Genomic DNA, 21,421 nt, shown 5'->3' with positions numbered 1-21,421 from the left:
GGCGCAGCATGACCTGACCTGCGTCATAGTCCATGCTCGGTGGAACGACTCTCGCGGTGGGGACCGCACCAGTCACGACAAAGGGGTTATTGCATGGCCTTGCTGCTCGTCGTTTTTGCTGTCGTCGTTCTTGCCATTTATCTCGGCATCCAGCTTCTTCCGAAACATCATCCGGCCAACTGGCTATTGGGCATCGTCGGTGGTGCCTGCCTGGTGCTGGCCTGGTATGCCATCTTCCGACCCATGCTGCTGGCTTCCGGCGGCGGCGATCCGTCCCTTCTGGCCCTGGGCCTGACGTCGGCCGGCATCGTCTCGTGCGTGCTGGGCGTGGTGTGCCTGGGTGTCTGCGTATGGCGCGACCCGGCCCGCTTCTGGATGCTGTCGGTGGTGTTCATCGGCGTGATCGGCGCAACGCAGCTCACCGCCCTGTCCTGACGAAATCATGCAGGAGCCGACCTTGTCGGCGACCCGCGGTAGCGGCCAGACAGCCGCCATGCCGGTCGCCGACAAGGTCGGCTCCTGCATGATCAGGCTACGACGCGTATGACTTCATCGCCGATCGTCACCACCTGGCCCGCTCGCACCTTGCAGGTCTTGCGCAATTCCTGCACGCCATCGACCTCGACGAGGCCTTCGGCGACAAGATGCTTGCCTTCACCGCCGCTGCCGGCAATACCGGTGAGCTTGAGCAGGATATGGAGTTCGACGTAGTCGCCCTCTAGCTGGAATTCGTACAACGACGTGGCCTGACGCGTGATGGGGGCGCCATTAGAACGCACACGGGCCCGTTCGTGAACAGGCCCGTGTGGTCACCGTTCACTGGCGTGGTACGACCCGATCGAGGAAACGGTGGATTTCACCGCCGATCTCGTTCGCGTGAGTCTCCAACGCAAAGTGACCCGTGTCGTAGAAGCGCACCTCGGCCCTGGGCAGGTCACGCTTGAACGCCTCGGCCCCTGGCGGCAGGAAGAACGGATCGTTCTTGCCCCACGCGGCAAGCAGCGGCGGCTGGTATTTGCGGAAATACGCCTGGAATTCCGGATAGCGTTTCACATTGTTCGCGTAATCCAGGAACAGATCCAACTGTATGTCGGCGTTGCCCGGGCGCGACACCTGCGAGTAATCCAGTGCCCAGGTCTCAGGCGCCACCCGCGACACATCCGGCACGCCATGCGTGTACTGCCAGCGGATGGCGTCTTCGGTGAGGAATTCGCGCAACGCCTGCCGGTTCGCATCGGTCGGCTCCTTCCAGTACTTCTGGATGGGATTCCAACCGTCGCTGAGGCCTTCCACGTAGGCATTGCCGTTCTGCGACACGATGGCCGTGATCCGCTCCGGATGAGCCACCGCCAGTCGCCAGCCCACCGGGGCGCCGTAATCGAACACTTCGATGGCATAGCGCTTCAGGCCCAACTGCTCGGTGAAGGCATCGATCGTGTGTGCCAGCCGGTCGAACGTATAGCTGTAGTGGGCCCGGTCCGGCGCTTCCGTGAGGCCAAAGCCCGGCAGGTCAGGAGCGATCACGTGATAACGGTCGGCCAGGATCGGAATCAGGTTGCGGTACATGAACGACGAGGTGGGAAACCCGTGCAGCAGCAGCACGGTCGGAGCGGTGGGGTCGCCCGCTTCCCGGTAGAACACCTTCACTCCGTCGGCTTCGACGTAGTGATAGCTCACCGGGGGCGGGTTCGCTCCGGCATGGGCGCCAACGGCGGTGGCGGACAGCAGCGTGCCCACGAGCAGATGTTTGAACGACATGAGGATTCCCTCTTGAGGATGGCGGATGGGCGTCGCCGTAACCGGTGAAGCGACAAAACAATGGTTACACCGCGCTGTGTAACTGGTCAACTAAATTTTTATCGGTTACATTTGCGCCCATGAACACCGTAGATATCCCTGCCCCGCTTTTCCTGGGAGATGACCTGGCCCTGGATTTCATCAACAGCGCCTACGGAGTCGGCGAGGCCTATCGCGACCATTTCGACAGCAGCCAGGGCGTCATCCGCTGGCTCGAAGCCGCAGGCCTGCCGGTCAGGACACTCGCCCCCGAAGCGGGCGCGGCGCTCCAGCGCGCGGCACTCGACCTGCGCACTTGCGCGCTGTCTCTGGTGGAAAAACGCAAACGCGATGAACGCGGGAACCCCGAAACGCTCAATCGCGTGTTGTCCCTCGGACAGGCCTGGCATGAGCTGGTCTGGGAGCGCGATGAAGCGCCCTCGCTGGTGTTACGCCAGGGAGCGCACTCGCCCGAAGCCTTGTTGTTGCCCGTGGCCGAAGCGCTGGCTGCCCTGCTCGCCAACGCGGATTTTCATCTGGTGCGCCAGTGCGAGGGCGATGCCTGCACCCTCTGGTTCCACGATCGCACCAAGGCCCATCACCGACGCTGGTGCAGCCAGGCCACCTGCGGCAATCGCATGAAGGTGGCTGCCTACAGGGCGCGGAAACGCGGCTGAATCACACCGCGATACGGCCGCCGATCTTCAGCAGCAGGAAATCGTCCGCCGTCATGCCCGCATCCGCGAGTGCATCGCCCAGCAGACGCGGCGGCTCGTCGAGCTGATCGTCGGCCAGTTCGAACACGCCCCAGTGGATGGCGATGGATCGCCCGCACCCCACCTCGCGATGCAACTGCACGGCCTGCGCCGGATCAACATGCTGGCCCTGCATGAACCAGCGCGGCGCATACGCGCCGATGGGGATCGCCGCAAGATCGATGGCGCCCAGGCGCCGCCCGATCTCGGCCAGCTTGTCGGAGTAACCGGTATCGCCGGCGAACCAGAAACGGAAATCACCCTGGGTCATCACCCAGCCACCCCACAGGGAACGGTTGCGATCCCAAAGAGTGCGTGCGCTCCAGTGACGGGCGGGCACGAAGGTGAACGTGCTGCCACGAACCTCGGTGGAGGCCCACCAGTCAAGCTCGCGCACGTTACCGATGCGCTCCTTGTCGAACCAGCGCTTCAGGCCCAGAGGCACCAGGAACACGGCCTCGGGGAAGCGCCGCGCCAGCGCATGCACGCTGGCCCGGTCCAGATGGTCGTAATGGTTGTGGGAAATGACCACGACATCGATCCGCGGCAACCCGGCGATGCCCACCGGAGTCGGGGTGCGCCGGGCGGGGCCCGCAAACGAGAGGGGGGACGCACGCTGCCCGAGCACGGGATCGGTCAGCACGTTGAGCCCACCGCGCCTGACCAGGACCGTCGCATGCCCCAGCCACCATGCGGCATCGTCCACACCGCTGAATTCGGCTGGCTGGAACCAGCGCCGAGTGAATGCGTCGTAGCCCTCGGCGGGCGGCTTCGGCACACCCTGTTCCTTCCGTTCCCGGCGCCAGCGCTTCAGGCCACCAGGCTCACGGGTCTCCGGTTCGAGGTTGCGGAAACCTTCCGGTGTGTGGTGCGCCAGGGCGGCGTCGTAAAACGGGTTGATCCAGGGCATGCGATACCTGACGCGGGGCAAGGGGTCGCTTGATGACGTGCGGCCCGTTGCCCGCGCTTCAAGTCGTCAGTCGACCTCGACCCGACGCACCTGGGCCTGCCAGTCTTCCAGGTTGTAGTAGTTGCTGACGCGGGTGATGCGGCCGTTCGTCACGTCGAAGAACGCCCCTCCCGGAAGCACGTAGGCCTGTCCCTGCGCCAGCGGCAGGCCCTCGTCGGTGGCCTTGTAGACCCCGTGCACCACGTACTCGGCCGCCGCGCGATCACCGGCTTCATTGACCATGACCACGATGTTCTTCAGCTTTTCGCTGTAGCTCACGCTCATGCGGTCGAGAAAGGCGGCGAACCGGGCGCGCCCGGTTTCCCGGCCGCCCTGGTTGACGTCGTGATGGACGTTCTCGTCGAGCAGGTCGAGCATGCCGGCCCAGTCGGCACGATTGAAGGCATCGTAGTAACGGCGGATCAGGTCGATCGTTTCGTTCATCGAGGGCACTCAGTAGAGGATGACGGAGCGGATGGCCTTGCCTTCGTGCATGAGGTCGAAGGCGCGGTTGATCTCATCCAGCCCCATCGTATACGTGATCATCGGGTCGATCTTGATCTCACCACCCATGTAGCGGTCCACGTAACCCGGCAGCTCGCTGCGCCCCTTCACCCCGCCAAAGGCCGAACCGCGCCAGATCCGGCCAGTAACCAGCTGGAACGGGCGCGTGCGGATCTCCTGCCCGGCACCCGCTACGCCGATGATGATCGACTCGCCCCAGCCCTTGTGGCAGCACTCCAGCGCCGCACGCATCACGTCCACGTTGCCGATGCACTCGAACGAATAGTCCACCCCGCCGTCGGTGAGGTCGACGATGACCTGCTGGACCGGAGTATCCGGGAAGTCACGGGGATTCACGCAATCGGTGGCGCCGAGCATCTTGGCCATCTCGAATTTCGACGGATTGGTGTCCACCACGACGATGCGGCTGGCCTTGGCCATGACCGCGCCCTGCACCACCGACAGGCCGATGCCGCCCAGGCCGAACACCGCCACGGTGGCGCCGGGCTCCACCTTGGCCGTGTTGAGCACCGCACCGATGCCCGTGGTGATGCCGCAGCCCAGCAGGCATACCTTCTCCAGCGGCGCCGCCTTGTTGATCTTCGCCAGCGAGATTTCAGGCAGCACGGTGTATTCGCTGAAGGTGCTGGTACCCATGTAATGCAGCAGCTGACGACCGCCCAGCGAGAAACGCGAGGTGCCGTCGGGCATCAGGCCCTGGCCCTGGGTGACGCGGATCTTCTGGCAGAGATTGGTCTTGCCCGAGCGGCAGAACTTGCACTCGCCGCATTCGGGCGTGTAAAGCGGAATGACGTGATCGCCCGGCTTGAGCGACGTGACGCCCTCGCCCACCTCTTCGACGATGCCGCCACCCTCGTGCCCCAGGATCACGGGGAAGGCCCCTTCCGGGTCCGTGCCGGACAGGGTGTACGCGTCGGTGTGGCACACGCCGGTGGCCACGATGCGGACCAGCACCTCGCCCGCGCGAGGCCCCTGGACGTCGATTTCCTCGATGGAGAGCGGCTTTCCTGCTTCCCAGGCAACGGCGGCGCGTGACTTCATGGTCGGGCATTCCTCATACAATGGCGATGAAAACCGGCCGCAGGCCGGTGGATCATGGATTCTAGCCAGCTCCCGCCCCGTCGATTAACGGGCCCACGGGTGAAGCATCTTTACCTGGGAGCAAAGATCGATGCGTGCATGGGACGGGATGGACGCCTTCGTGGAGGTCGTGCGCCTGGGCAGTTTCTCGGCCGCGGCCCGCAGCCTCGATCTTTCCACGGCCTATGTCAGCCGCGCCGTCAGCGCCCTGGAACAGCGGCTGGGCACCCAGCTCCTGCATCGCACGACCCGCAAGCTGCGCCTGACGGACGCCGGGCGTCTTTACTACGAGCATGCCCGGCACCTGCTTGAAGGCTTCGACGCCGCCGAGCAGGCTATCGTCGATTTCCAGGACGGCCTGCGCGGCAACCTGCGGATCAGCCTGGCCACCACCTATGGCGAACGGTACGTGGCGCCCCTGGTCAACGAGTTTCTGGTGCAGCACCCCCAACTGGGCGTGGACATGGATTTCTCCAATCGCAACGTCGACCTCATCGAGGAAGGCTACGATCTCACGGTCCGCACCGGCCTGCTGGCCGATTCCAACCTGATTGCCCGCCGGCTGGGCGAGCGGCGCCTGTTCGTCGTGGCCTCGCCCGACTACCTGGCCGAACATCCGGCTCCGGCGACGCCCGACGAACTGGATGGGCACACCCTTCTGCTGGGCACGGCTCCCCACTGGATCTTCGCCGAGCACGGGCAGCCCCGGCAGCGGACCGTTCGCGGGCGATACCGGGCCAGTTCCGGCCAGGCCCTGCTCGATGCCGTCCAGCGGGGGCTGGGCGTCGCCCAGCTGCCCGACTTCTACGTGGAGCAGGCGCTTGCGGAGGGTGGACTGGTCTCCCTGCTTGATCCATGGCGCTACGAGCACGGCGCGGTCTGGCTGGTTTATCCGCAAAGCAGGCACTTGTCCCCCAAGGTCCGGCAGCTTGCCGACTTCCTGGTTGAACGGTTGCAAACCCCTCCGTGGCGACAAACGACCGTTTGAGTTAAACTAGGGTTAACGGATCACCCCCGTCCTGTGAACGAAAGCTCCAGGGAAGGGAGGTTCCAGATGTCAGAAACGGCATCGGATGCAAATTTCCTTGAACCTTTTGCTTACACCCGCTGTCCAACGTTTTAATACTTGGAGCCCTTGTAAACGCATAGGGTGCCCCTACTAAGGGGTCGTAGGAAAACTCGTTGGTTCAGAAATTCGGCCTATCCGCCGCATGACGAAAGCCTAACGATTCGATTGTTCACCAGATAGAACGGACCACGCCCAAAGCGACTTCCAAGAAGGAAGCCAGGGCGACAAGGGTCCTCCGCCACGCCAGAGACCGGCGACGTGGCGATCGATTCGCAACATCCGGTCCTTTATGACTGGGAGACACCAACATGAACGAACTGCGCAACGACTACGGCATCGCCACTTTCGAATACTCGGCCGGCTACCGCGCCGCCGAAGCCAGCAATGGCCTCGATCTGTTCGGCGGCGAGATGGACGGCTACGACTGGCTGAGCGAAGTCGCCAGCCGCCTGAACGGCGAAGTGCTCTAAGCCACTCGTCCGTTTCATACCGAAGAAGGCCCGCCAAAGCGGGCCTTGTTTCGTCAGGACATCAGGACGCCTTGCGTGCCCTGGTCCTCGCCGCCTTTTTAGCGGCGGTTTTTCGTCCCGCCGCTCCCTTGGTTTGAGCGGCCTTTTTTGCAGCCGCCGAACGGCTGGCTGCCGTACGCTTAGACGCACTCTTTCGAGCCTGCGCCGACAGCGCCTTTTTCGATGCCGCCGATTGGCCTTCGCGCTTTAGCGCCGCCGTCGTGGCGGCCGAGCGCGTTGCAGACGTGCGCGCCGTCTTCGTGGCCGCGCGCTTTCGAGACGCGGTCTTCTTGGTGGCGGTACCCGGCGAACGCCGTTTTGACGCAGCCATATCCTCGGCTGCCTTTTTCTTCGTGGCCTTGCTGGCCGTTTTCGATGCCTTCACGTCCACCCCGGCTCGCCGGGCCTTGGACAGGCCGATGGCGATGGCCTGCTTCGCGGAACGTGCGCCATGCTTGCCCTCGCGCACATGTTCGATTTCCTCGCGTACGAATTCACCGGCCTGTGTCGAAGCGGCCTTTCCTTCGTGACGATCCTTGCGCACCCTGGCAGTGGTTTTCTTCTCGGGCATGTATGCCTCCATCGAAAGTCATCATGGAATGCGGATGGCGAGCGCCTCGGGCGTGGCTGGGGGCGGCAGATGGCCGTCTTCCGGGTCGTCGGGATGTCGCGGGGGAGCCTGCGGTGTCGGGCCGGCCGGGTCGTCGCCGGGCGTTTCCGGAGTAACGGGAACCGGTTTCTCGTCGGGTTCCGGGGACGGCGTGCCCGGTATTTCAGGCGCAGGCGGAACGTGCATCGCGATATAGCCCTCGGTGTCGTCGACGACCGACACTGCGCGGCCACGCGTGATGCACGCGTGGGCAACGCGTCACGCCAGACCGAACACCTGAGCCACCAGCCAAAGATTGGCCGCGGAAATCACCACGAACAGGAACCAGGCAAACCATGACACGAGCCGGGTATTGGCGAACCCCTTCATGAGGCTTCGGTCATCCGTAAAGCGGATCAGCGGATACATCGCGAAAGGCAGCTGGAGGCTCAGCACGACCTGGCTGGCCACCAGCAGCTGGCCGATGGCCTTGTCACCCAGCATCACCACGCCGATGAAGGCCGGCACGATGGCCAGCCCACGGGTGATCAGCCGGCGCTGCCAGCAAGGGATTTTCATCTGCAGGAAGCCATCCATGATGACCTGCCCTGCGATGGTTCCGGTGAAGGTCGAACTTTGTCCCGAGGCGAACAGGCCGATCGCGAATGCCGCCGCCGCGATCGTGGTACCGGCGATAGGCGTCAGTAATTCATAGGCATCGCCGATATCGGCGACGTCAGTACGCCCCGTGCTATGGAAGGCTCCGGCGGCCACGATAAGGATCGCGGCATTGATGAGGAGTGCCAGGCTGAGGGAGACGATGGTATCCAGCCGGGTCAGGCGGATCGCCGCCAGCTTGCCACCTTCGCCGGACACCGCACGGGTCTGCACCACGGAAGAATGCAGGTAGAGGTTGTGCGGCATGATCGTGGCACCGAGGATGCCGATGGCAAGGTAGAGCGGCTCCTTCGACGACAACGCGTGCAGCGAAGGCACAAAGCCCGCGGCTACCGCGGACCAGTCCGGCCCGATCAGGAACAGCTGCACCACGAAACAGATGCCGATGGTGCCCACGAGCCCGAGGATGATCGCTTCCACGCGACGGAAGCCCCTGCCCTGCAGGCCCAGCACCAGGAACGTATCCAGCGCGGTCAACGCGACACCGACCGGTAGCGACACCCCGAACAGCAGCTTGAACGCCAGGGCACTGCCCAGCACCTCCGCCAGGTCGCAGGAAATGATCGATATCTCGGCCAGCACCCACTGGATGCGCCCCAGCGCCTTCGGATAGCGCTCGGCCGACAGCTTCGCAAGATCCTTGCCGGTGGCGATGCCAAGTCGGGCGGCCAGGCATTGCAGGACGATCGCGGCCAGGCTGGAAAGCAGCACGACGAAGAGCAGGCGGTAGCCGAAACGCGAGCCGGCTTCGATGTCGGTGGCCCAGTTGCCCGGGTCCATGTAGCCGACGGATACGAGCAGGCCCGGGCCGGCGAAGCGCAGGGCTTTCTTCCACCAGGGAAGATCCGCCGGGATCACGATCGAGCCAGCCACTTCGGAGGGGCAGAACGGCGCGGTGGCCGTCTTGGGCAAGGGAAACATGACGCCATCCTAACCAAGAATCCGTGTCGCGTATGCATGCACGGGCACTTCACGGTCTGCTTATGCCCCCGCGGGTTACACCGTTCGTGCTGCGAACGACGCAGTGCCATCGAGGACACCATCGTGGACAAGAATCGCACTGAAGGCATGAAGCACGAGATCAAGGGCGCCGTGAAGGAAGCGACCGGCAAGATGACCGGCAACCACGCCAAGCAGGCGGCCGGCAACATCGAGAAAAATGCCGGCAAGGTCCAGAAGGAAGTCGGCAAGGCGGCCGACGAGGCACGCAAACACGACCGCCATCACTGACCTTTCGCGCGGGCGCCTTCGGGCGCCCGCGCCCGTTATCGCATGCACTTTCGCCACTGGTTCGACCTCACCCGCAAATCCATCCGCACGGCCACCGATGGCTTCAGCGACGATGAGCTGATGACCCGCGCGGCGGCACTCGCGTTCTATTCCGCGCTTTCTTTCGCTCCCCTGCTGGTACTGCTGCTCTGGGTGCTCGCTGCCTTGCGACCGTCCTGGCAGGGTCAGCTCGTGGAGAGCCTGACCACGGTCATCGGCGACCAGGGCGCGGGTGCCGTGCGCCTGGTCATCGACAACGCACAAAGGCGCCCGCGCCTGGGTAACGTCGTCGGCATCATCGGCGTGTGCGTCACCCTGTTCAGTGCATCGGCGGTATTCGCCCAGCTGCAGTCCACTTTGAACCGGGTGTGGAAGCTTCGCGCCAAGCCTGGCGAGGCAGTGGTGGGCTGGTTGAAGACTCGGGCCCGGGCGTTCGGACTGCTGGTAGGCGTCGCGTTCCTGCTGATCGTCTCCTTCGTCGTCAGCGGCCTGATCCAGGCCATGATCCCCAACGACACCCAGGCATGGCAGATCGCCGAGGCCGCGGTGTCATTCGCCGTTTTCGTGGTGGCATTCGGCGCGATGTACCGCATTCTTCCTGACGCGGAAATCGCATGGAAAGATGCGACAAGAGGGGGAATCCTGACGGCTGCGTTATTTACAGCGGGCAAGTACGTGATCGGCCTGTACATCGACCACGCGAGCATCGGCGGAGCCTATGGGCCGGCGGGTGCGATCGTGGTGCTGCTGACCTGGGTGTACTACGCCTCGATCATCGTCCTGCTCGGTGCCGAACTGACTCGCGGGCTGGCCGTGGCCCGCGGGGCGACCATCCGCCCCGCAGACCATGCCGAAAGCTTCGCCGATGAAACCACGACGAAGTAGTGCGGCCTCAGGAGCAACCGCGTACCAGCGCAATCAGGATGAGCACAGGAATCGGCACACCGAGAATCCACAACAGTACATAGCCGATGCCACCCTTTTGTTTCGTCGGCACCGGGGCCTGTTCGTCGTTCATCGCCTTCCCTCCTCTGGTGAATGCGACACCAAGCTCCCAAGCCGGACGTGCACCGTATGTGACAGTGGCGCCATGAGAATTTCGCAACGACATCGCCTTCGCGCCTCGTGCATTATCCGGAGCGGGGAAACCGCAGATAAGGACCACCGATGAACCGACTCCGCGCCCGCCTGCCAGCTACCAGTACGGGAAAGGCCCCGGACTGAGCCCATCATGCCTCCCCGTACCGATCCCTTTGCCTTCCTCCCCGACGATTCCGTAGCGGCGGATGAAGTACGCGCCTTTGACTGGAACAGCGTCCCGCTGGGACCGCCCGACGGCTGGCCGCCTGCGCTACGGGCCATGCTTTCCACGGTGTTTCATACTCCCCGGCCGATGTTCGTGGCCGCCGGAACCGGCCGCACGCTGTTGTTCAACGACAGCTTCCGGCCGATGCTCGGCCCCCGCCTGGGCAATGCGTCGGGCAAGACCATCACCGACCTCTGGGTAGACAGCCATCCCGATACCGCCGTGCACGTGGAGCGCGCGTTCGCCGGGCAGAGTTCCGTGCATCGCGACATGCCGCTGCGCCTCAGCCGGCACGGTTTCGCCGAGGAAACCTGGTGGACCATCTCGTACATGCCGCTGCGCGACGAGCACGGCACCATCATCGGTATCAATGGATTTGCGCACGAAACCACCCGCGCCGTACGCTCGTCGCTGGCTCTGCGCGAACTGAACACCTCGCTCGAACGCGAGGTGGACCTGCGCACCCGCGAACGCGACCAGATCTGGGGCATCTCGCGCGACCTGTATGTCATCACCACGCGCGACGGGCACTATCGCAACGCGAATCCCGCATGGCGCGAACTGGGTTACGACACCAGCGAACTGGTCGGGCTGGCCTTCGACGAACTGGTCCATCCCGACGATGTGGATCGCGCACGCGATGCGATCACCCAGTTGTTCGAAGGCGACATCGTGGTGGACCTGGAATTGCGCGTCAGGACGAAAGACGACGAATACCGCTGGTTCGCCTGGACCTGCGTACCGGATGGCGACGTGGTCTATTGCATGGGCCGCGACACCCAGCGCCGCCGCGACATGGAAGACCAGCTGCGCCATGCGCAGAAACTGGAAGCCCTGGGGCGCCTCACGGGAGGCATCGCCCACGATTTCAATAATATCCTCGGCGGCATCGGTGGTGCGATCGAAGTCGTCGGCGATCGCCTGGAAGCCGGTCGCGTGGACGGCACGCGTCGCCTGCTGGACGCCGCGGGTGGCGCGGTCAAGCGTGCAGCCGGACTCACCCATCGCCTGCTGGCGTACTCGCGTCAACAGGCCCTGTCGTTGTCCGACGTGGATACGAACGCCCTCGTCCGGGGACTCGACCTGCTGCTTCGCCCCCTGCTCGGCGAACGGCTGTCGCTCAATCTGCGCATGCAACCCGACCTGTGGCGCACCCTTTCCGACGCGAGCCAGCTGGAAAGCGCCATCCTCAACCTTGCGATCAACGCGCGCGATGCGATGCCCGGTGGCGGGACACTGACCATCCAGACCCGCAACGCACCGGCCAGCGACATCGGCAGTGGCCCCACCGACCACGTCGTCATTGCCGTGACCGACACGGGAACGGGCATGTCGCGCTCGGTCATCGAGAAAGCGTTCGATCCCTTCTTCACGACCAAGGCGATCGGCCAGGGCACCGGCCTTGGCCTGTCGATGGTAGACGGTTTCGCCCGGCAGACCGGCGGCCGCGCCATCATCGACTCCACGCCCGGCGAAGGCACGACCGTCAGCCTGTGGCTGCCCCGCCATCGGGGTGCGGATGACGCCGTGCATGCGCATGTCGTGCAGACGACCCGACGTGGCCGGGGGCAGCATGTCCTGCTGGTCGAAGACGAGCACATGCTGCGCTCGCTCTCCCGCGAAGTGCTCGAAGACGCCGGTTACAGGGTCACCGACTGTGGCAACGGCGATGATGCGCTGGCCCTGGTGAAGACATCGGCAGCCCCTGACATTCTCGTGACCGATATCGGCCTGCCCGGCCTGGACGGCCGCCAGCTCGCGCTGGCCTCACGGCAGACGTTTCCAGAGCTGCCCGTCCTTTTCATCACCGGCTACGCCTGGGAGGCTTTCGCGGACTCCCCGCAGCTGCCCGCCAGGGCCGCCCTGCTGGGCAAGCCCTTTTCCGTGCACGCCCTGGTGGAGGCCGTCGCCGAACTGCTCGATGCCAAGACACGCTGACGCCGCGCATCCATTGCGTTGACGGACATCGCGGAGACTCATCCCATGACCACGGAGCCTGCGATGAACCGGACGCGATATTACGCACTGATCGCACTGATCGCCGCGCTGCTGGTGATCTTCATCGTCGGCGCGATCCACAAGGGCGGCCCGGCGGGTGACGTGCCCGACGAGGGCGGGCGTGCGCCATCAGGCCATTCGGCGGAGGGCGGCAACGGCTAGGCGGGCTCGGTTTCCTCGTGTCGCCCGGCTTCCACAAGACCTGCGCGGCGCATCGCCACGAGGAAGTCGGTGCCATAGCGCATCACGAAAGGTGCCACGTTACCTGGCATGAAGCCTTCGGGCAGGGCCGACGGCGTGGTGTCATGTCGCGGCTCGGTCGTCATCGGACGGACTCCCCGGGCAGCGAGATGGAAATGCGGACTTCGATCGAACGAAAAATCATGAATCGACGAACCATGGCCTTGAAGGCCCCCTTTCGGTATTCCCCCAGCCCTCCTTACTAAGCGAAAAATTCGCCTGCGTCAATCCGCCCGGGCCATCCGGGCGCTGACCAAATGCTTCGCGGCATGCGGCATTTGCGCGCAGAAGGCTGATTTTGCCGAATCGCAAAAAAACGCGGCATTAAAATGGCACCAGCGCGCTACTCCGCGCGGGAGGTTCCATCGTGCCCTACGCCCAAGTCGCCTGCGTTTCCCCTGCCGCCCCGCGGCGGCCCAACGTGTGCTGCAACGCTTCCTGCCGACATGCCTCCGCCTGCGAGGCCACCCGCGGTGGCGATACGCGCCTGCTCGACATGCGCAGTGTCGTCGAACGCGTGGGGCCGTTCTCCGAAGGCGACCGCCTGGTACAGCCGGGCGCACCGCACCGTGCGGCGTTCACCGTGCTCACCGGCTTCGCCAAGACAGTCGGCGACGGCCGCGTGCTGGCGTTCCACCTACCCGGTGAATTGTTCGCACTGGATATCGCCCGTTCGCACACGCACGACGTCTCGGTCGTGGCGGTCGGCAAGACCTGGTTCTGCCGTTTTCCGAAAGACGCCACCGACCAGCTGAGCGACGACAACGCGGACATCGCCCAGCACCTGCGCCACCTGCGTCGCCGCGAACGCCGTTCAGCACCGCATGCGGTCGATGGCAGCGCCCTGCAGCGCGTCGGTGGTTTTCTGCTCGACCTGCTCCGCCGCCGTCGCACCATCGAAGGGCCGGGACAGTTCGTGCCCCTGCCGATGTCGCGGGAAGACATCGGCTCGTACCTGGGCATGAGTTCAGCCACCGTCACCCGCATGCTCGCGAAACTCCGCGCAGGCGGGTCTATCGCCATCCGGTCCGACGGCGTCGAGGTCATCGACGAAATGGCCCTGCTGGCCTGATTCCTTTCAGCGCGGCTTGCGCAGAGGGTCCAGCAGCCGGCGCAGGCCGTTGTGATCGAGTTCAAGCATCAACGCCAGCAACCGGCCCAGCTCGCCCGGGGGAAACCCTTCGCGGGCGAACCATGCCAGGTAATTGCCTGGCAGATCGGCGATAGCGCGTCCCTTGAACTTGCCGAACGGCATGGTCGCCGTGGCAAGCCGGGACAGATCCTGGCGGAAACGTTCTTCGTCGTCGGTCATCCGGGAGATCTTAACCGCACCACCTATTCATCGCCCGGGTCGAATCCCTCGCGCTGGATCATCATGCGCCGCGCCTCCTCGATGCCTGAGCTCAGGCCTTCCGCACAGGCGTCTTCCTCGTTCTCGTGCAACGTGGTGCAGAGCTTTTCCTTCAGCTCGTCGCCGTCCTCGCTGATCACATACTTACCGCGCCAGCGTCCGGGCCTGGCGACGTAACAACTTCCTTCGACATCGAAGTAACCAATCTTTCGGTGGGTCATGAGCGGGGCGTGCCTCCTGTGGCGATCATCGTCGGCGATCGCGGATCAAGGAGATGTGCAGCCTCAGGATAGACCCGACACCGGGCGCTTCGCGTTGGATTCGAACTCGCGCCAGATACCGTCGGCGCCTTCCACCGACACCAGTACCTGAACGTTGTTCTGCGCGCCGATCAGCTTGGATTGCTGCACGGCATACGCCAGCGCAGCCACGCGGGATTCGAAGTTTTCCGTGGGCACGCCATTGACCTGCACGTGCCAGAGGCCCGCGAGATCGGGGTGAAACGCAATGTCGTAGATGACCAGGGCCATGAAACGATGGATAACCTCTGGCGGGCTTGCCGACAGCCCCAGGAGATGGGTGTCACGGCCGCAACGTCGAAGGGCCAAGGTTAGCCCTTCCTCTACGTCGCCACAATGAAAGAAGCATGCCACCCGTGTTCACGTCGGCATCACGAATATCCTAAAGCGGCGCGTCGAATGTGCCAGGGCTGTTCGCCGTAGCCGTCCATTCGGCCTTGCGTTCACGTTGTGCATCGAGCAAGCCCTGGCGCACGCCTTCGAGATCGCGATCGGTGGTGTACACCGGCGAGCCGGGCTGCTGACGCCACGATTCCGCGAGCGTTCCCGCATCCACGCCATCGAAGCCCAGCTCGTTGACCAGCTTCAGCACCTTGGCCTTCGCGTTAGGATCGTCACCGGCCACGGGTAGCGCGATGCGATCGTCTGCCGTGGACGGACGTCCGTGCTTGCCAAGATGCTCGGCGTAAATGTTGTTGAACGCCTTGATCACGGGCCGCCCCAGCCGGTTGGCTACCCACTGGCTTTCCGGGGTACCGTCCTCGATGGCGTCGATGCGTCCGTCACGCTGACGCGGGTAGTAATTGCCTGTGTCCACGACAACCGTGTCCGCCGGCACACCATCGAACAGGTCGTCAGGCAGCTTCGGAACACGCGCCTGCGGAATCGTCACGATCACCACCTCGCCGCCCTGCGCGGCCTCTCTGGGGGTCACCGCCACGGCGCCGGTCTCGTTCGCGATGGCTGAAAGAGTCTGCGGGCCGCGGGAATTCGCGATGAGAACGTCATGGCCCAGCTCACGAAAGCGCCGGGCAAGGGTATGGCCGATATTGCCGGCGCCGATGATGCCGATCTTCATGGGGGAACTCCGCTTGCGGGTAAGCGTCCATCATCACCGAGGGATGTGAATGCAGGGCGAGCGACCAGTGATCGCCACCCCACTTCCTGCGGTCCACTTCGATAGACTTTGCCAATGAATCTGCCCCGCCCCGCCCTTGTCGCTTCCCTTCTCCTGTGCCTGGTCGCAGCGACGCCTGCGCTGGCCCAGACCACGCCGCCCACGGCTCCGTTGCCTGCCTCGGCAGCGAGCGCGCCCACCCTGGAGGCCGTGACGGTCAGCGGCGTGCAGCCGGGCCCGGGCCTGTGGAAGGCCACCCGGGGCGACCATACCCTGCTCATACTGGGCACCTTGTCGCCGATCCCCGGTAACGTCACCTGGAAGAGCACGCAGATCGACGATGCGCTGGCCCATTCAGGTGCGCTGATCCTGCCACCGAAAGTCGAGATCAAACCCAACGTGGGCTTCTTTGGCCGGCTCGCCCTGCTGCCTTCCCTGATTGGTGTGCGTAACGCACCCGATGGCGCCACGCTCAAGGACACCGTACCTGCCGAGGTCTACCAGAAATGGTTGACGGTGAAGGCGCGCTATATCGGCGACGACCGCAAGGTGGAACGCTACCGCCCGATCTTTGCGGTGATCGAGCTCTACAAGCAGGCGATAAAGAAAACCGGCCTACGCAAGTCCGGGGACATCACCCGTACCGTCACCGACCTGGCCACCTCGCACAACGTGAAGCAGGTGCCGGTGCAATACACCCTGCTTGTCGACGATCCACGTGCGGTGGTGAAGGAATTCAAGCGCTCGACGCTCGACGATGTGTCCTGCTTTACGCAGAGCGTCGAGAACATCGATGCCCAGCTGGCCGACATGGCCAATCGCGCCAATGCATGGTCCACGGGTGACATCGGCGGCCTGCGCGACGACCGGCGGGCAAAGCAGCTTCAGGCCTGCCTCGATGCCGTCACCGAAGGCGGCGTCGCGCAACGCGCCGGCATCGCCGACGTGCCGCGCGAAGTGCGCACGCGCTGGCTGGCCACCGTGGACGAGACCCTGGGCACCACGCCCCAGGCCGTTGCCATCGTGCCCATCGACGACCTGCTCGGCGACGACAGCTACCTCAGCGCCCTGAAGGCCAGGGGCTACACCATCGAATCCCCCGACGACGAATAACCCCGGTTTTGTAGGAGCGCGCCTTGCGCGCGACCGGTTGTCGCGAAACCATGGATACCTTCGCCATACCGGTCGCGCGCAAGGCGCGCTCCTACAGGGTTTGGTCGGGTCTGGGCATGCCTTCGCGGATCACCCGCGAAAAATCCGCGCCATCGCCATAGGCCCTTGCCCGTTCGGTGATCCGTCCGCGCTCGCGCCACTGATCCAGCGTGAGCTTCTTGTCGAGCGCGCCGTTCTCCATGAGGTAACCCGGCAGGTAGCCGGTGAGCAGCAAACGGATATCCAGCGGCAATGCCCCGTCGATACGCTTTGCCATGCGATAGACGATGGTCGTGCAGTTCGACGTGATCGTGTTGTAGAACTTCGGCTCATCCACGAGCCCGTTCGCTGCATTCACGTACGACAGGAACAACGAACGCATCGCCTCGCGTGGCATGCGCAGCGGATACAGGTAATCGTCTTCGCCCCGCACATTGGTGCGCACGGCGATGATGTCGCGTTCGTCCGCCGCGATGAGCACCAGCTCGAACTGCTTGAAGAAGCCACCGATTTCCGAGAACGCCTCGCCACGCTCCTTGCGGATCTCCATGGAGAACACGACATGCGTGCCGTCCTCGAAGCCGAAGGAAATCATGGCGTGGGCAATGGCCTTGCTCGACCAGTAAGACAGCACGGCATCGGCGGATACCAGCTTGTCGAGATCGTAGCGGCGAGTTTCCCAGCGCACGTCACGATCGTCCTCGCTGCGCCAGCGGAAATCACGCACGTTATGCAGTGTCACCTCGGAGCCACTGACTTCACCTGACAGCAGGCGGGCGACGTCGTCGGACCAGATGCGGTCGTTGGAGGGGCGGATACTGATCCACCAGACCATCAGCAGCCCCAGCGCCACGATCAGGCCCACCGCAGCCCACCACTGGCGCCAGCCGAAAGCCAGTACCAGCAGGGCCAGATATGCGAGGCTCCACAGGGCAGCGCCTCCCCAGCGGGCCACAGGTGGCCCGGGCAGCTGGTAGAACAGGGCAATGGCGCCCCAGGCGCCCGAGCAGAACAGCAGCAGCCCCGCCAGGACACCGGCGATCGTGCGCGCAATCATGTGGCGTTTCTTCATGCGGGCATGGTGAAGAAAACCCGCGGCGCGGACAAGCTGGTCAGGAGAGGCGCCTGGCCTCGCTGGCCTCGCGGATGGCTTTTTCGAGTTGGTTCGCGCTGTAGGGCTTGTGGACCAGCGGCGCGTGGTAACGCGTGGGAATATCCAGTGGCATGGCGCCCGTGGCCAGCACATAGGGAATGCCGCGCCGCTTGAGTTCGTCCAGCGCCGGATAGGCCATCACGCCCTGCAGGTCGAGATCCACCACCGCGACGTCGCAACGCTCCACGTGGGCGACGCGCAAGGCATCCTCGATGCAGGCCGCGCTCGCAGCCACGTCATAGCCAAGCCGCTCCTTGAGCAGGTCGGCCAGGGCGGAAGACAGCCCCGGATGGTCCTCGAATACGATCGCGCGCGGTACCACGGAGGTGGTGCTCATACGTTCCTCGGCCATCGGCTATACGAAAAAGGAATCCTGGCGCCAAGCTACTACCGAATTTGCATGCCGGATATATACCAACAGGCCGAGTCGCCGGGATGACACCCAGCGTACCTTCACGTATGCGAAGACGACCCTGCGCTCCGTCACGGTTCCACGATGGACGCGGACCTTCAGCCCGGCGGCGGTTCGGGGTCGACAGGAAACGCAGCGGCCACCCTGCCGCACCATGCCGCATAGGCCGGATCCTGCATGGCAGGCGCCACTGCCAGCATGTCCAGGATGGCGTCGTTGGCAGGGAAAACCGCCGCGAGCAACGGCAGCAGGCAGGTTGAATACAGGCCGGCCTGCTGCATCTCGCGCATGCGTTGCACGGCAGGCTCCTCGAATTCGTCGACGATGGGAGAACCGGCGCGCCGGCCCTTGGCCAGTGCCGTGACATACATGAACTGCGCCGGCTCATTGCCCGGCAACGCCAGTGCCAGCGCCTGCATCCACCCGTAGATGTTCCTCTCGCCATGCAGCTCTCGCCGCGCCTCGGGCGTTCGGGCCAGGGTGAGCGCCAGGGTCTGGCCCAGGGCGCTCACATAAGGCGTCGCATGCGCCTCAGGCAGTGCGTAATGCGTAGTGCGTGGCTCGATGAGCCTCCCTGTCTGCATGGCCAGCGACGCAAGCAGCTCACCGGTGAGCGCCACCAGCGCGTCACCCGCGTCATCCGAGGCAAAACGACGGGACGCCGTACTGAGCACGGAGCGATCGGAGAGATGCCTCAAGCGACAGATGATCTCGAAGCCATCATTCGTTTCGCCGATGTCTCCTTCCACGATGTAATCGTGGTCTTCGGCAAGCTGGGCCATTTCGTCGTCGCTCAACGACGAGCCAAACAGGACCAGGTGATGCCCCTCCGCCACCGGCAGGTTCATCGATGCCCGCAGGTCGCTGCAGAAAATCAGCTGCTCCAGCAGAAGCAACGGTAACGCACGCGACAGGCGGCCACGCTCGTCTTCCCTGCCGCTGCGCGCCTCGGCGTTCTTCTCGCCGAGCATGGCTGCCAGCGGCAGGAGCACCACACGGGGAGCGTGCATGTCGCGGGCCGGCGCCGCCCAGGCCATGTCCTGCATGGCAAGCAGCCAGGGCGGCAGGTCGAGGCGCAGCAGTTCGATCCGTGGTTCGGACGTCAGTGGCTGGGGACCTGTGCGCACCAGTTCGTCAAAGGCACTGGCATACCATTGCAGACGCTCGGCATACACAGGGTGGCGCAAGGCGAACATCCGCTCCAGCAGCGCACTGCCCGCCTCCGCATCGCCGAGTTCCAGGTAGGCCTGCAAGAGATTGAAGCCCGCGCGCGGGTCGTCGCGCTTCTCGTCATACAAGGGCGCGACGAGCCCTACCGCATCGGCGATGAAACCATGCTTGCCAAGCTCGCCGCTGATGCCAAGCATGACATCGCTTTCATGTGCTGCACGATCGAGCACCTCGCGAAAGAACGACAGTGCCTCATCGTGCTTGCCGGCATCCAGGGCCCGGCGACCCAGCAGCAGCTGCGGGCGCCATGCATGCGCCATCGAGGCCAGCGTGGCGAGATAGGGCGTGACAGCCTGCTCACCCTCTTTTTCCGTCAGCTCGGCGACACGCCAGCCCAGTCCGTTGTCCTGGTTGGGGTCCAGCGCCAGCGCGCGGTCAAGCGTGGTCATGGCCGCACGATGATCGCCAAGCTCCGAGATCACCTTGGCCTGGTTGGTCAGCAGGATGCCGGTTTCGCCACAGCGGGCTATGGCCGCCTGCAACGTGGACTGCGCCTCCTCGAAACGACCGCGCTTCATCTGCACGATGGAACGCAACACATGGCCGCGTTCCACCATGGGATCGATATCAGCCAGACGGACGCTGGCGTCATCGATGGCATCGTAGAGTTGCTCGCGAACGCCATCCATGACGAGCTCATAAAGCCGACCTGCATCGCTCCATGCACTCTTCACGTTGGGCAACAGGACATCGTCACGCCATTTCGCCAGCGGGATTTCAAGCGAGCGCCCGTAAACATCGACGAAATGCACCGAACGCGACTCGTCCAACGCAGGCACGGCACGTTTTTTCCTGCGCTTCCTCAACCATCCGAACATGCAACGCTCCTCCAGCGGATCGGGGACTCTAACCCGTTCCCGATCCGCCGTCGAAGGCCGGCGTCACGAATTGTCAGCGTCCCTGCCGTTTACGCTTGGATTCCATGGCCTGCTTGCCCATGCTGCCGAACTGCCGGCTGCGTTCGCGCTTTTCCCGCACACTGCGGCCGGCTTCCGCGATCTCCCGCTGCAACTTGCGATAGCTGGCGAAACGACGTTCATCGAGCACGCCGTCGTGCAAGGCCCTGGTGACGGCGCAACCCGCGTCAGCTTCGTGCTGGCAATCGCGGAACCGGCAGTCCATGGCCAGTGCCTCGATATCCGCGAAGACCGCCTCCAGCGCCTGCGCATCGCTCGTGAGTTTCAGTTCGCGCATGCCGGGCGTATCGATGACCCACGCACCGCCGCTGGCTGCGAACATTTCACGGGCCGTCGTCGTGTGCCGCCCACGGGCATCGTCCTCGCGGATACCTCCCGTGAGCTGCACGTCGCCGACCAGGGCGTTGGTGAGGGTCGACTTGCCGACACCCGACGAACCCACGAAAGCCACCGTGCAACCGGGCACGAGCCAGGGGGCGAGGCTCTGCGTCACGTCAGTACCTGTTGCATCGAGCGGGACCACGCCAGCAGCAGGCGCCAGGGCTCTCACCTGCCCCACATATGATCCGACGTCGGGGCAAAGGTCCGCCTTGGTCAGCACCACCACCGGCTGGGCACCGGCATCGAAAGCCAGGGCCAGATAACGCTCAAGACGTGATGCATTGAAATCCGCATTGCACGAGGTCACCACGAACAAGGTATCCACGTTGGCGGCAATCGCCTGGCGACGGTGGTCATCACCTGCGGCGCCGCGCTCGATGAGACTGTGTCTAGGCAACAGACGCAACACACGATCGGCATCATTCTCCAGAAACACCCAGTCGCCGACGGCCAGCGAGGCCTCCGCGTGGATGGACGGTGGTACCACGGCGGGAATCGCCCCCCGGGAAGACAGCGTAACGATACCGCTGCGATGCACGGCAACGATACGGGCGGGAAATCCGCTTTCGAAATCCTCGACGGTCAGCGTACGGGCGAAGTCGGACCGCCAGCCGAGCTGGTCGAGGGAATATCCATGGAATGGCATGCGTGTAACCCTGGGCAGGA

General features: G+C 64.3%; 28 protein-coding genes. 10 read left to right on the top strand and 18 right to left on the bottom strand.

Annotated features, from left to right (window positions below; translation table 11 throughout):
• The first annotated feature begins 93 nt into the window (after window positions 1–93).
• Entirely contained in the window at window positions 94–435 is a 342-nt protein-coding gene (locus HBF25_RS11945; RefSeq protein WP_166948695.1) for a hypothetical protein, read from the top strand.
• 92 nt (window positions 436–527) lie between these two features.
• Here HBF25_RS11945 and HBF25_RS11940 read toward each other — a convergent pair whose 3' ends face one another.
• The gene (locus tag HBF25_RS11940; RefSeq protein ID WP_341778077.1) at window positions 528–779 is read right to left on the bottom strand and encodes an RNA-binding S4 domain-containing protein; all 252 of its coding nucleotides are present in this window, start codon (window positions 777–779) and stop codon (window positions 528–530) included.
• A 37-nt stretch (window positions 780–816) separates the two neighbouring features.
• Window positions 817–1,758, bottom strand: a complete 942-nt coding sequence (locus HBF25_RS11935) for an alpha/beta fold hydrolase (RefSeq protein ID WP_166948693.1) — start codon at window positions 1,756–1,758, stop codon at window positions 817–819.
• Between the two features lie 119 nt (window positions 1,759–1,877).
• Here HBF25_RS11935 and HBF25_RS11930 point away from each other — a divergent pair, with 119 nt between their 5' ends.
• Complete coding sequence (locus tag HBF25_RS11930; RefSeq protein ID WP_166948691.1) at window positions 1,878–2,453, top strand: CGNR zinc finger domain-containing protein; 576 nt, start codon at window positions 1,878–1,880, stop codon at window positions 2,451–2,453.
• Window position 2,454: 1 nt separating this feature from the next.
• Here the strand turns inward: HBF25_RS11930 and HBF25_RS11925 are convergent, their stop codons facing one another.
• The 3 genes from HBF25_RS11925 to HBF25_RS11915 form a co-directional block, all read right to left on the bottom strand.
• On the bottom strand, window positions 2,455–3,441 hold the full coding sequence (locus HBF25_RS11925) for an MBL fold metallo-hydrolase (RefSeq protein ID WP_166948689.1): 987 nt from the start codon (window positions 3,439–3,441) through the stop codon (window positions 2,455–2,457).
• A 66-nt stretch (window positions 3,442–3,507) separates the two neighbouring features.
• Window positions 3,508–3,924 (bottom strand): ketosteroid isomerase-related protein, encoded by a 417-nt coding sequence (locus HBF25_RS11920; RefSeq protein WP_166948687.1) that lies wholly within the window; start codon window positions 3,922–3,924, stop codon window positions 3,508–3,510.
• Window positions 3,925–3,933: 9 nt separating this feature from the next.
• Complete coding sequence (locus HBF25_RS11915) at window positions 3,934–5,046, bottom strand: S-(hydroxymethyl)glutathione dehydrogenase/class III alcohol dehydrogenase (RefSeq protein WP_166948686.1); 1,113 nt, start codon at window positions 5,044–5,046, stop codon at window positions 3,934–3,936.
• 130 nt (window positions 5,047–5,176) lie between these two features.
• On the opposite strand from HBF25_RS11915, the gene HBF25_RS11910 reads away from it, so the two are divergent.
• Together HBF25_RS11910 and HBF25_RS11905 are read left to right on the top strand one after the other, a co-directional pair.
• Complete coding sequence (locus HBF25_RS11910; protein ID WP_166948684.1) at window positions 5,177–6,073, top strand: LysR family transcriptional regulator; 897 nt, start codon at window positions 5,177–5,179, stop codon at window positions 6,071–6,073.
• A 389-nt stretch (window positions 6,074–6,462) separates the two neighbouring features.
• Complete coding sequence (locus HBF25_RS11905) at window positions 6,463–6,624, top strand: hypothetical protein (protein WP_166948682.1); 162 nt, start codon at window positions 6,463–6,465, stop codon at window positions 6,622–6,624.
• Window positions 6,625–6,685: 61 nt separating this feature from the next.
• Here the strand turns inward: HBF25_RS11905 and HBF25_RS11900 are convergent, their stop codons facing one another.
• The 3 genes from HBF25_RS11900 to HBF25_RS11890 all read right to left on the bottom strand — a co-directional run bounded on the left by HBF25_RS11900 (window position 6,686) and on the right by HBF25_RS11890 (window position 8,851).
• Window positions 6,686–7,234, bottom strand: coding sequence for a hypothetical protein (locus HBF25_RS11900; protein ID WP_166948680.1), 549 nt, complete (start codon window positions 7,232–7,234; stop codon window positions 6,686–6,688).
• A 21-nt stretch (window positions 7,235–7,255) separates the two neighbouring features.
• A complete protein-coding gene (locus HBF25_RS11895; RefSeq protein ID WP_166948678.1) occupies window positions 7,256–7,459 on the bottom strand; it encodes a hypothetical protein in 204 nt (67 codons plus the stop codon).
• 72 nt (window positions 7,460–7,531) lie between these two features.
• Window positions 7,532–8,851 (bottom strand): Nramp family divalent metal transporter, encoded by a 1,320-nt coding sequence (locus HBF25_RS11890; protein ID WP_166948676.1) that lies wholly within the window; start codon window positions 8,849–8,851, stop codon window positions 7,532–7,534.
• Window positions 8,852–8,974: 123 nt separating this feature from the next.
• Between HBF25_RS11890 and HBF25_RS22190 the strand changes: the two genes are divergently transcribed.
• Both HBF25_RS22190 and HBF25_RS11880 read left to right on the top strand, forming a co-directional pair.
• Complete coding sequence (locus tag HBF25_RS22190) at window positions 8,975–9,160, top strand: CsbD family protein (protein WP_166948674.1); 186 nt, start codon at window positions 8,975–8,977, stop codon at window positions 9,158–9,160.
• Window positions 9,161–9,202: 42 nt separating this feature from the next.
• Window positions 9,203–10,084 (top strand): YihY/virulence factor BrkB family protein, encoded by an 882-nt coding sequence (locus tag HBF25_RS11880; protein WP_166948672.1) that lies wholly within the window; start codon window positions 9,203–9,205, stop codon window positions 10,082–10,084.
• Window positions 10,085–10,091: 7 nt separating this feature from the next.
• Here HBF25_RS11880 and HBF25_RS22415 read toward each other — a convergent pair whose 3' ends face one another.
• Entirely contained in the window at window positions 10,092–10,217 is a 126-nt protein-coding gene (locus HBF25_RS22415) for a hypothetical protein (RefSeq protein WP_279588204.1), read from the bottom strand.
• A gap of 213 nt (window positions 10,218–10,430) precedes the next feature.
• Between HBF25_RS22415 and HBF25_RS11875 the strand changes: the two genes are divergently transcribed.
• Together HBF25_RS11875 and HBF25_RS11870 are read left to right on the top strand one after the other, a co-directional pair.
• On the top strand, window positions 10,431–12,443 hold the full coding sequence (locus tag HBF25_RS11875; RefSeq protein WP_166948670.1) for a hybrid sensor histidine kinase/response regulator: 2,013 nt from the start codon (window positions 10,431–10,433) through the stop codon (window positions 12,441–12,443).
• Between the two features lie 63 nt (window positions 12,444–12,506).
• Window positions 12,507–12,665 carry a hypothetical protein gene (locus HBF25_RS11870; protein WP_166948662.1) on the top strand — a complete coding sequence of 53 codons (159 nt, stop codon included), beginning with the start codon at window positions 12,507–12,509 and terminating at the stop codon, window positions 12,663–12,665.
• On the opposite strand, the gene HBF25_RS11865 is transcribed toward HBF25_RS11870, so the two are convergent.
• Entirely contained in the window at window positions 12,662–12,829 is a 168-nt protein-coding gene (locus HBF25_RS11865; RefSeq protein WP_166948660.1) for a hypothetical protein, read from the bottom strand. The genes HBF25_RS11870 and HBF25_RS11865 overlap by 4 nt on opposite strands.
• Before the next feature lie 281 nt (window positions 12,830–13,110).
• Between HBF25_RS11865 and HBF25_RS11860 the strand changes: the two genes are divergently transcribed.
• Window positions 13,111–13,815, top strand: a complete 705-nt coding sequence (locus HBF25_RS11860; protein WP_166948658.1) for a helix-turn-helix domain-containing protein — start codon at window positions 13,111–13,113, stop codon at window positions 13,813–13,815.
• 6 nt (window positions 13,816–13,821) lie between these two features.
• Here the strand turns inward: HBF25_RS11860 and HBF25_RS11855 are convergent, their stop codons facing one another.
• The 4 genes from HBF25_RS11855 to HBF25_RS11840 form a co-directional block, all read right to left on the bottom strand.
• On the bottom strand, window positions 13,822–14,055 hold the full coding sequence (locus HBF25_RS11855) for a DUF3820 family protein (protein WP_166948656.1): 234 nt from the start codon (window positions 14,053–14,055) through the stop codon (window positions 13,822–13,824).
• Window positions 14,056–14,078: 23 nt separating this feature from the next.
• Complete coding sequence (locus HBF25_RS11850) at window positions 14,079–14,315, bottom strand: hypothetical protein (RefSeq protein WP_166948655.1); 237 nt, start codon at window positions 14,313–14,315, stop codon at window positions 14,079–14,081.
• A 63-nt stretch (window positions 14,316–14,378) separates the two neighbouring features.
• Window positions 14,379–14,702 (bottom strand): DUF2188 domain-containing protein, encoded by a 324-nt coding sequence (locus HBF25_RS11845; protein WP_166948654.1) that lies wholly within the window; start codon window positions 14,700–14,702, stop codon window positions 14,379–14,381.
• Between the two features lie 73 nt (window positions 14,703–14,775).
• The gene (locus tag HBF25_RS11840) at window positions 14,776–15,471 is read right to left on the bottom strand and encodes an NADPH-dependent F420 reductase (protein ID WP_166948653.1); all 696 of its coding nucleotides are present in this window, start codon (window positions 15,469–15,471) and stop codon (window positions 14,776–14,778) included.
• Window positions 15,472–15,585: 114 nt separating this feature from the next.
• Here HBF25_RS11840 and HBF25_RS11835 point away from each other — a divergent pair, with 114 nt between their 5' ends.
• A complete protein-coding gene (locus tag HBF25_RS11835; protein WP_166948652.1) occupies window positions 15,586–16,623 on the top strand; it encodes a TraB/GumN family protein in 1,038 nt (345 codons plus the stop codon).
• Window positions 16,624–16,714: 91 nt separating this feature from the next.
• Here HBF25_RS11835 and HBF25_RS11830 read toward each other — a convergent pair whose 3' ends face one another.
• From HBF25_RS11830 to rsgA, 4 genes are all read right to left on the bottom strand, one after another.
• Window positions 16,715–17,719 (bottom strand): Lnb N-terminal periplasmic domain-containing protein, encoded by a 1,005-nt coding sequence (locus tag HBF25_RS11830; protein ID WP_166948651.1) that lies wholly within the window; start codon window positions 17,717–17,719, stop codon window positions 16,715–16,717.
• Window positions 17,720–17,774: 55 nt separating this feature from the next.
• Window positions 17,775–18,152, bottom strand: a complete 378-nt coding sequence (locus HBF25_RS11825) for a response regulator (protein ID WP_166948650.1) — start codon at window positions 18,150–18,152, stop codon at window positions 17,775–17,777.
• 173 nt (window positions 18,153–18,325) lie between these two features.
• Window positions 18,326–20,275: a tetratricopeptide repeat protein gene (locus tag HBF25_RS11820; RefSeq protein ID WP_166948649.1), complete on the bottom strand. Its 1,950-nt coding sequence runs from the start codon at window positions 20,273–20,275 to the stop codon at window positions 18,326–18,328.
• Between the two features lie 73 nt (window positions 20,276–20,348).
• Window positions 20,349–21,401, bottom strand: coding sequence for a ribosome small subunit-dependent GTPase A (rsgA, locus tag HBF25_RS11815; RefSeq protein ID WP_166948648.1), 1,053 nt, complete (start codon window positions 21,399–21,401; stop codon window positions 20,349–20,351).
• Window positions 21,402–21,421: the final 20 nt, after the last annotated feature.

The sequence above is a fragment of the Luteibacter anthropi genome (assembly GCF_011759365.1).
GTDB lineage: Bacteria > Pseudomonadota > Gammaproteobacteria > Xanthomonadales > Rhodanobacteraceae > Luteibacter > Luteibacter anthropi.
Note: the sequence above shows the minus strand (reverse complement) of the source record. Positions and strands in the feature narration are given on the sequence as shown.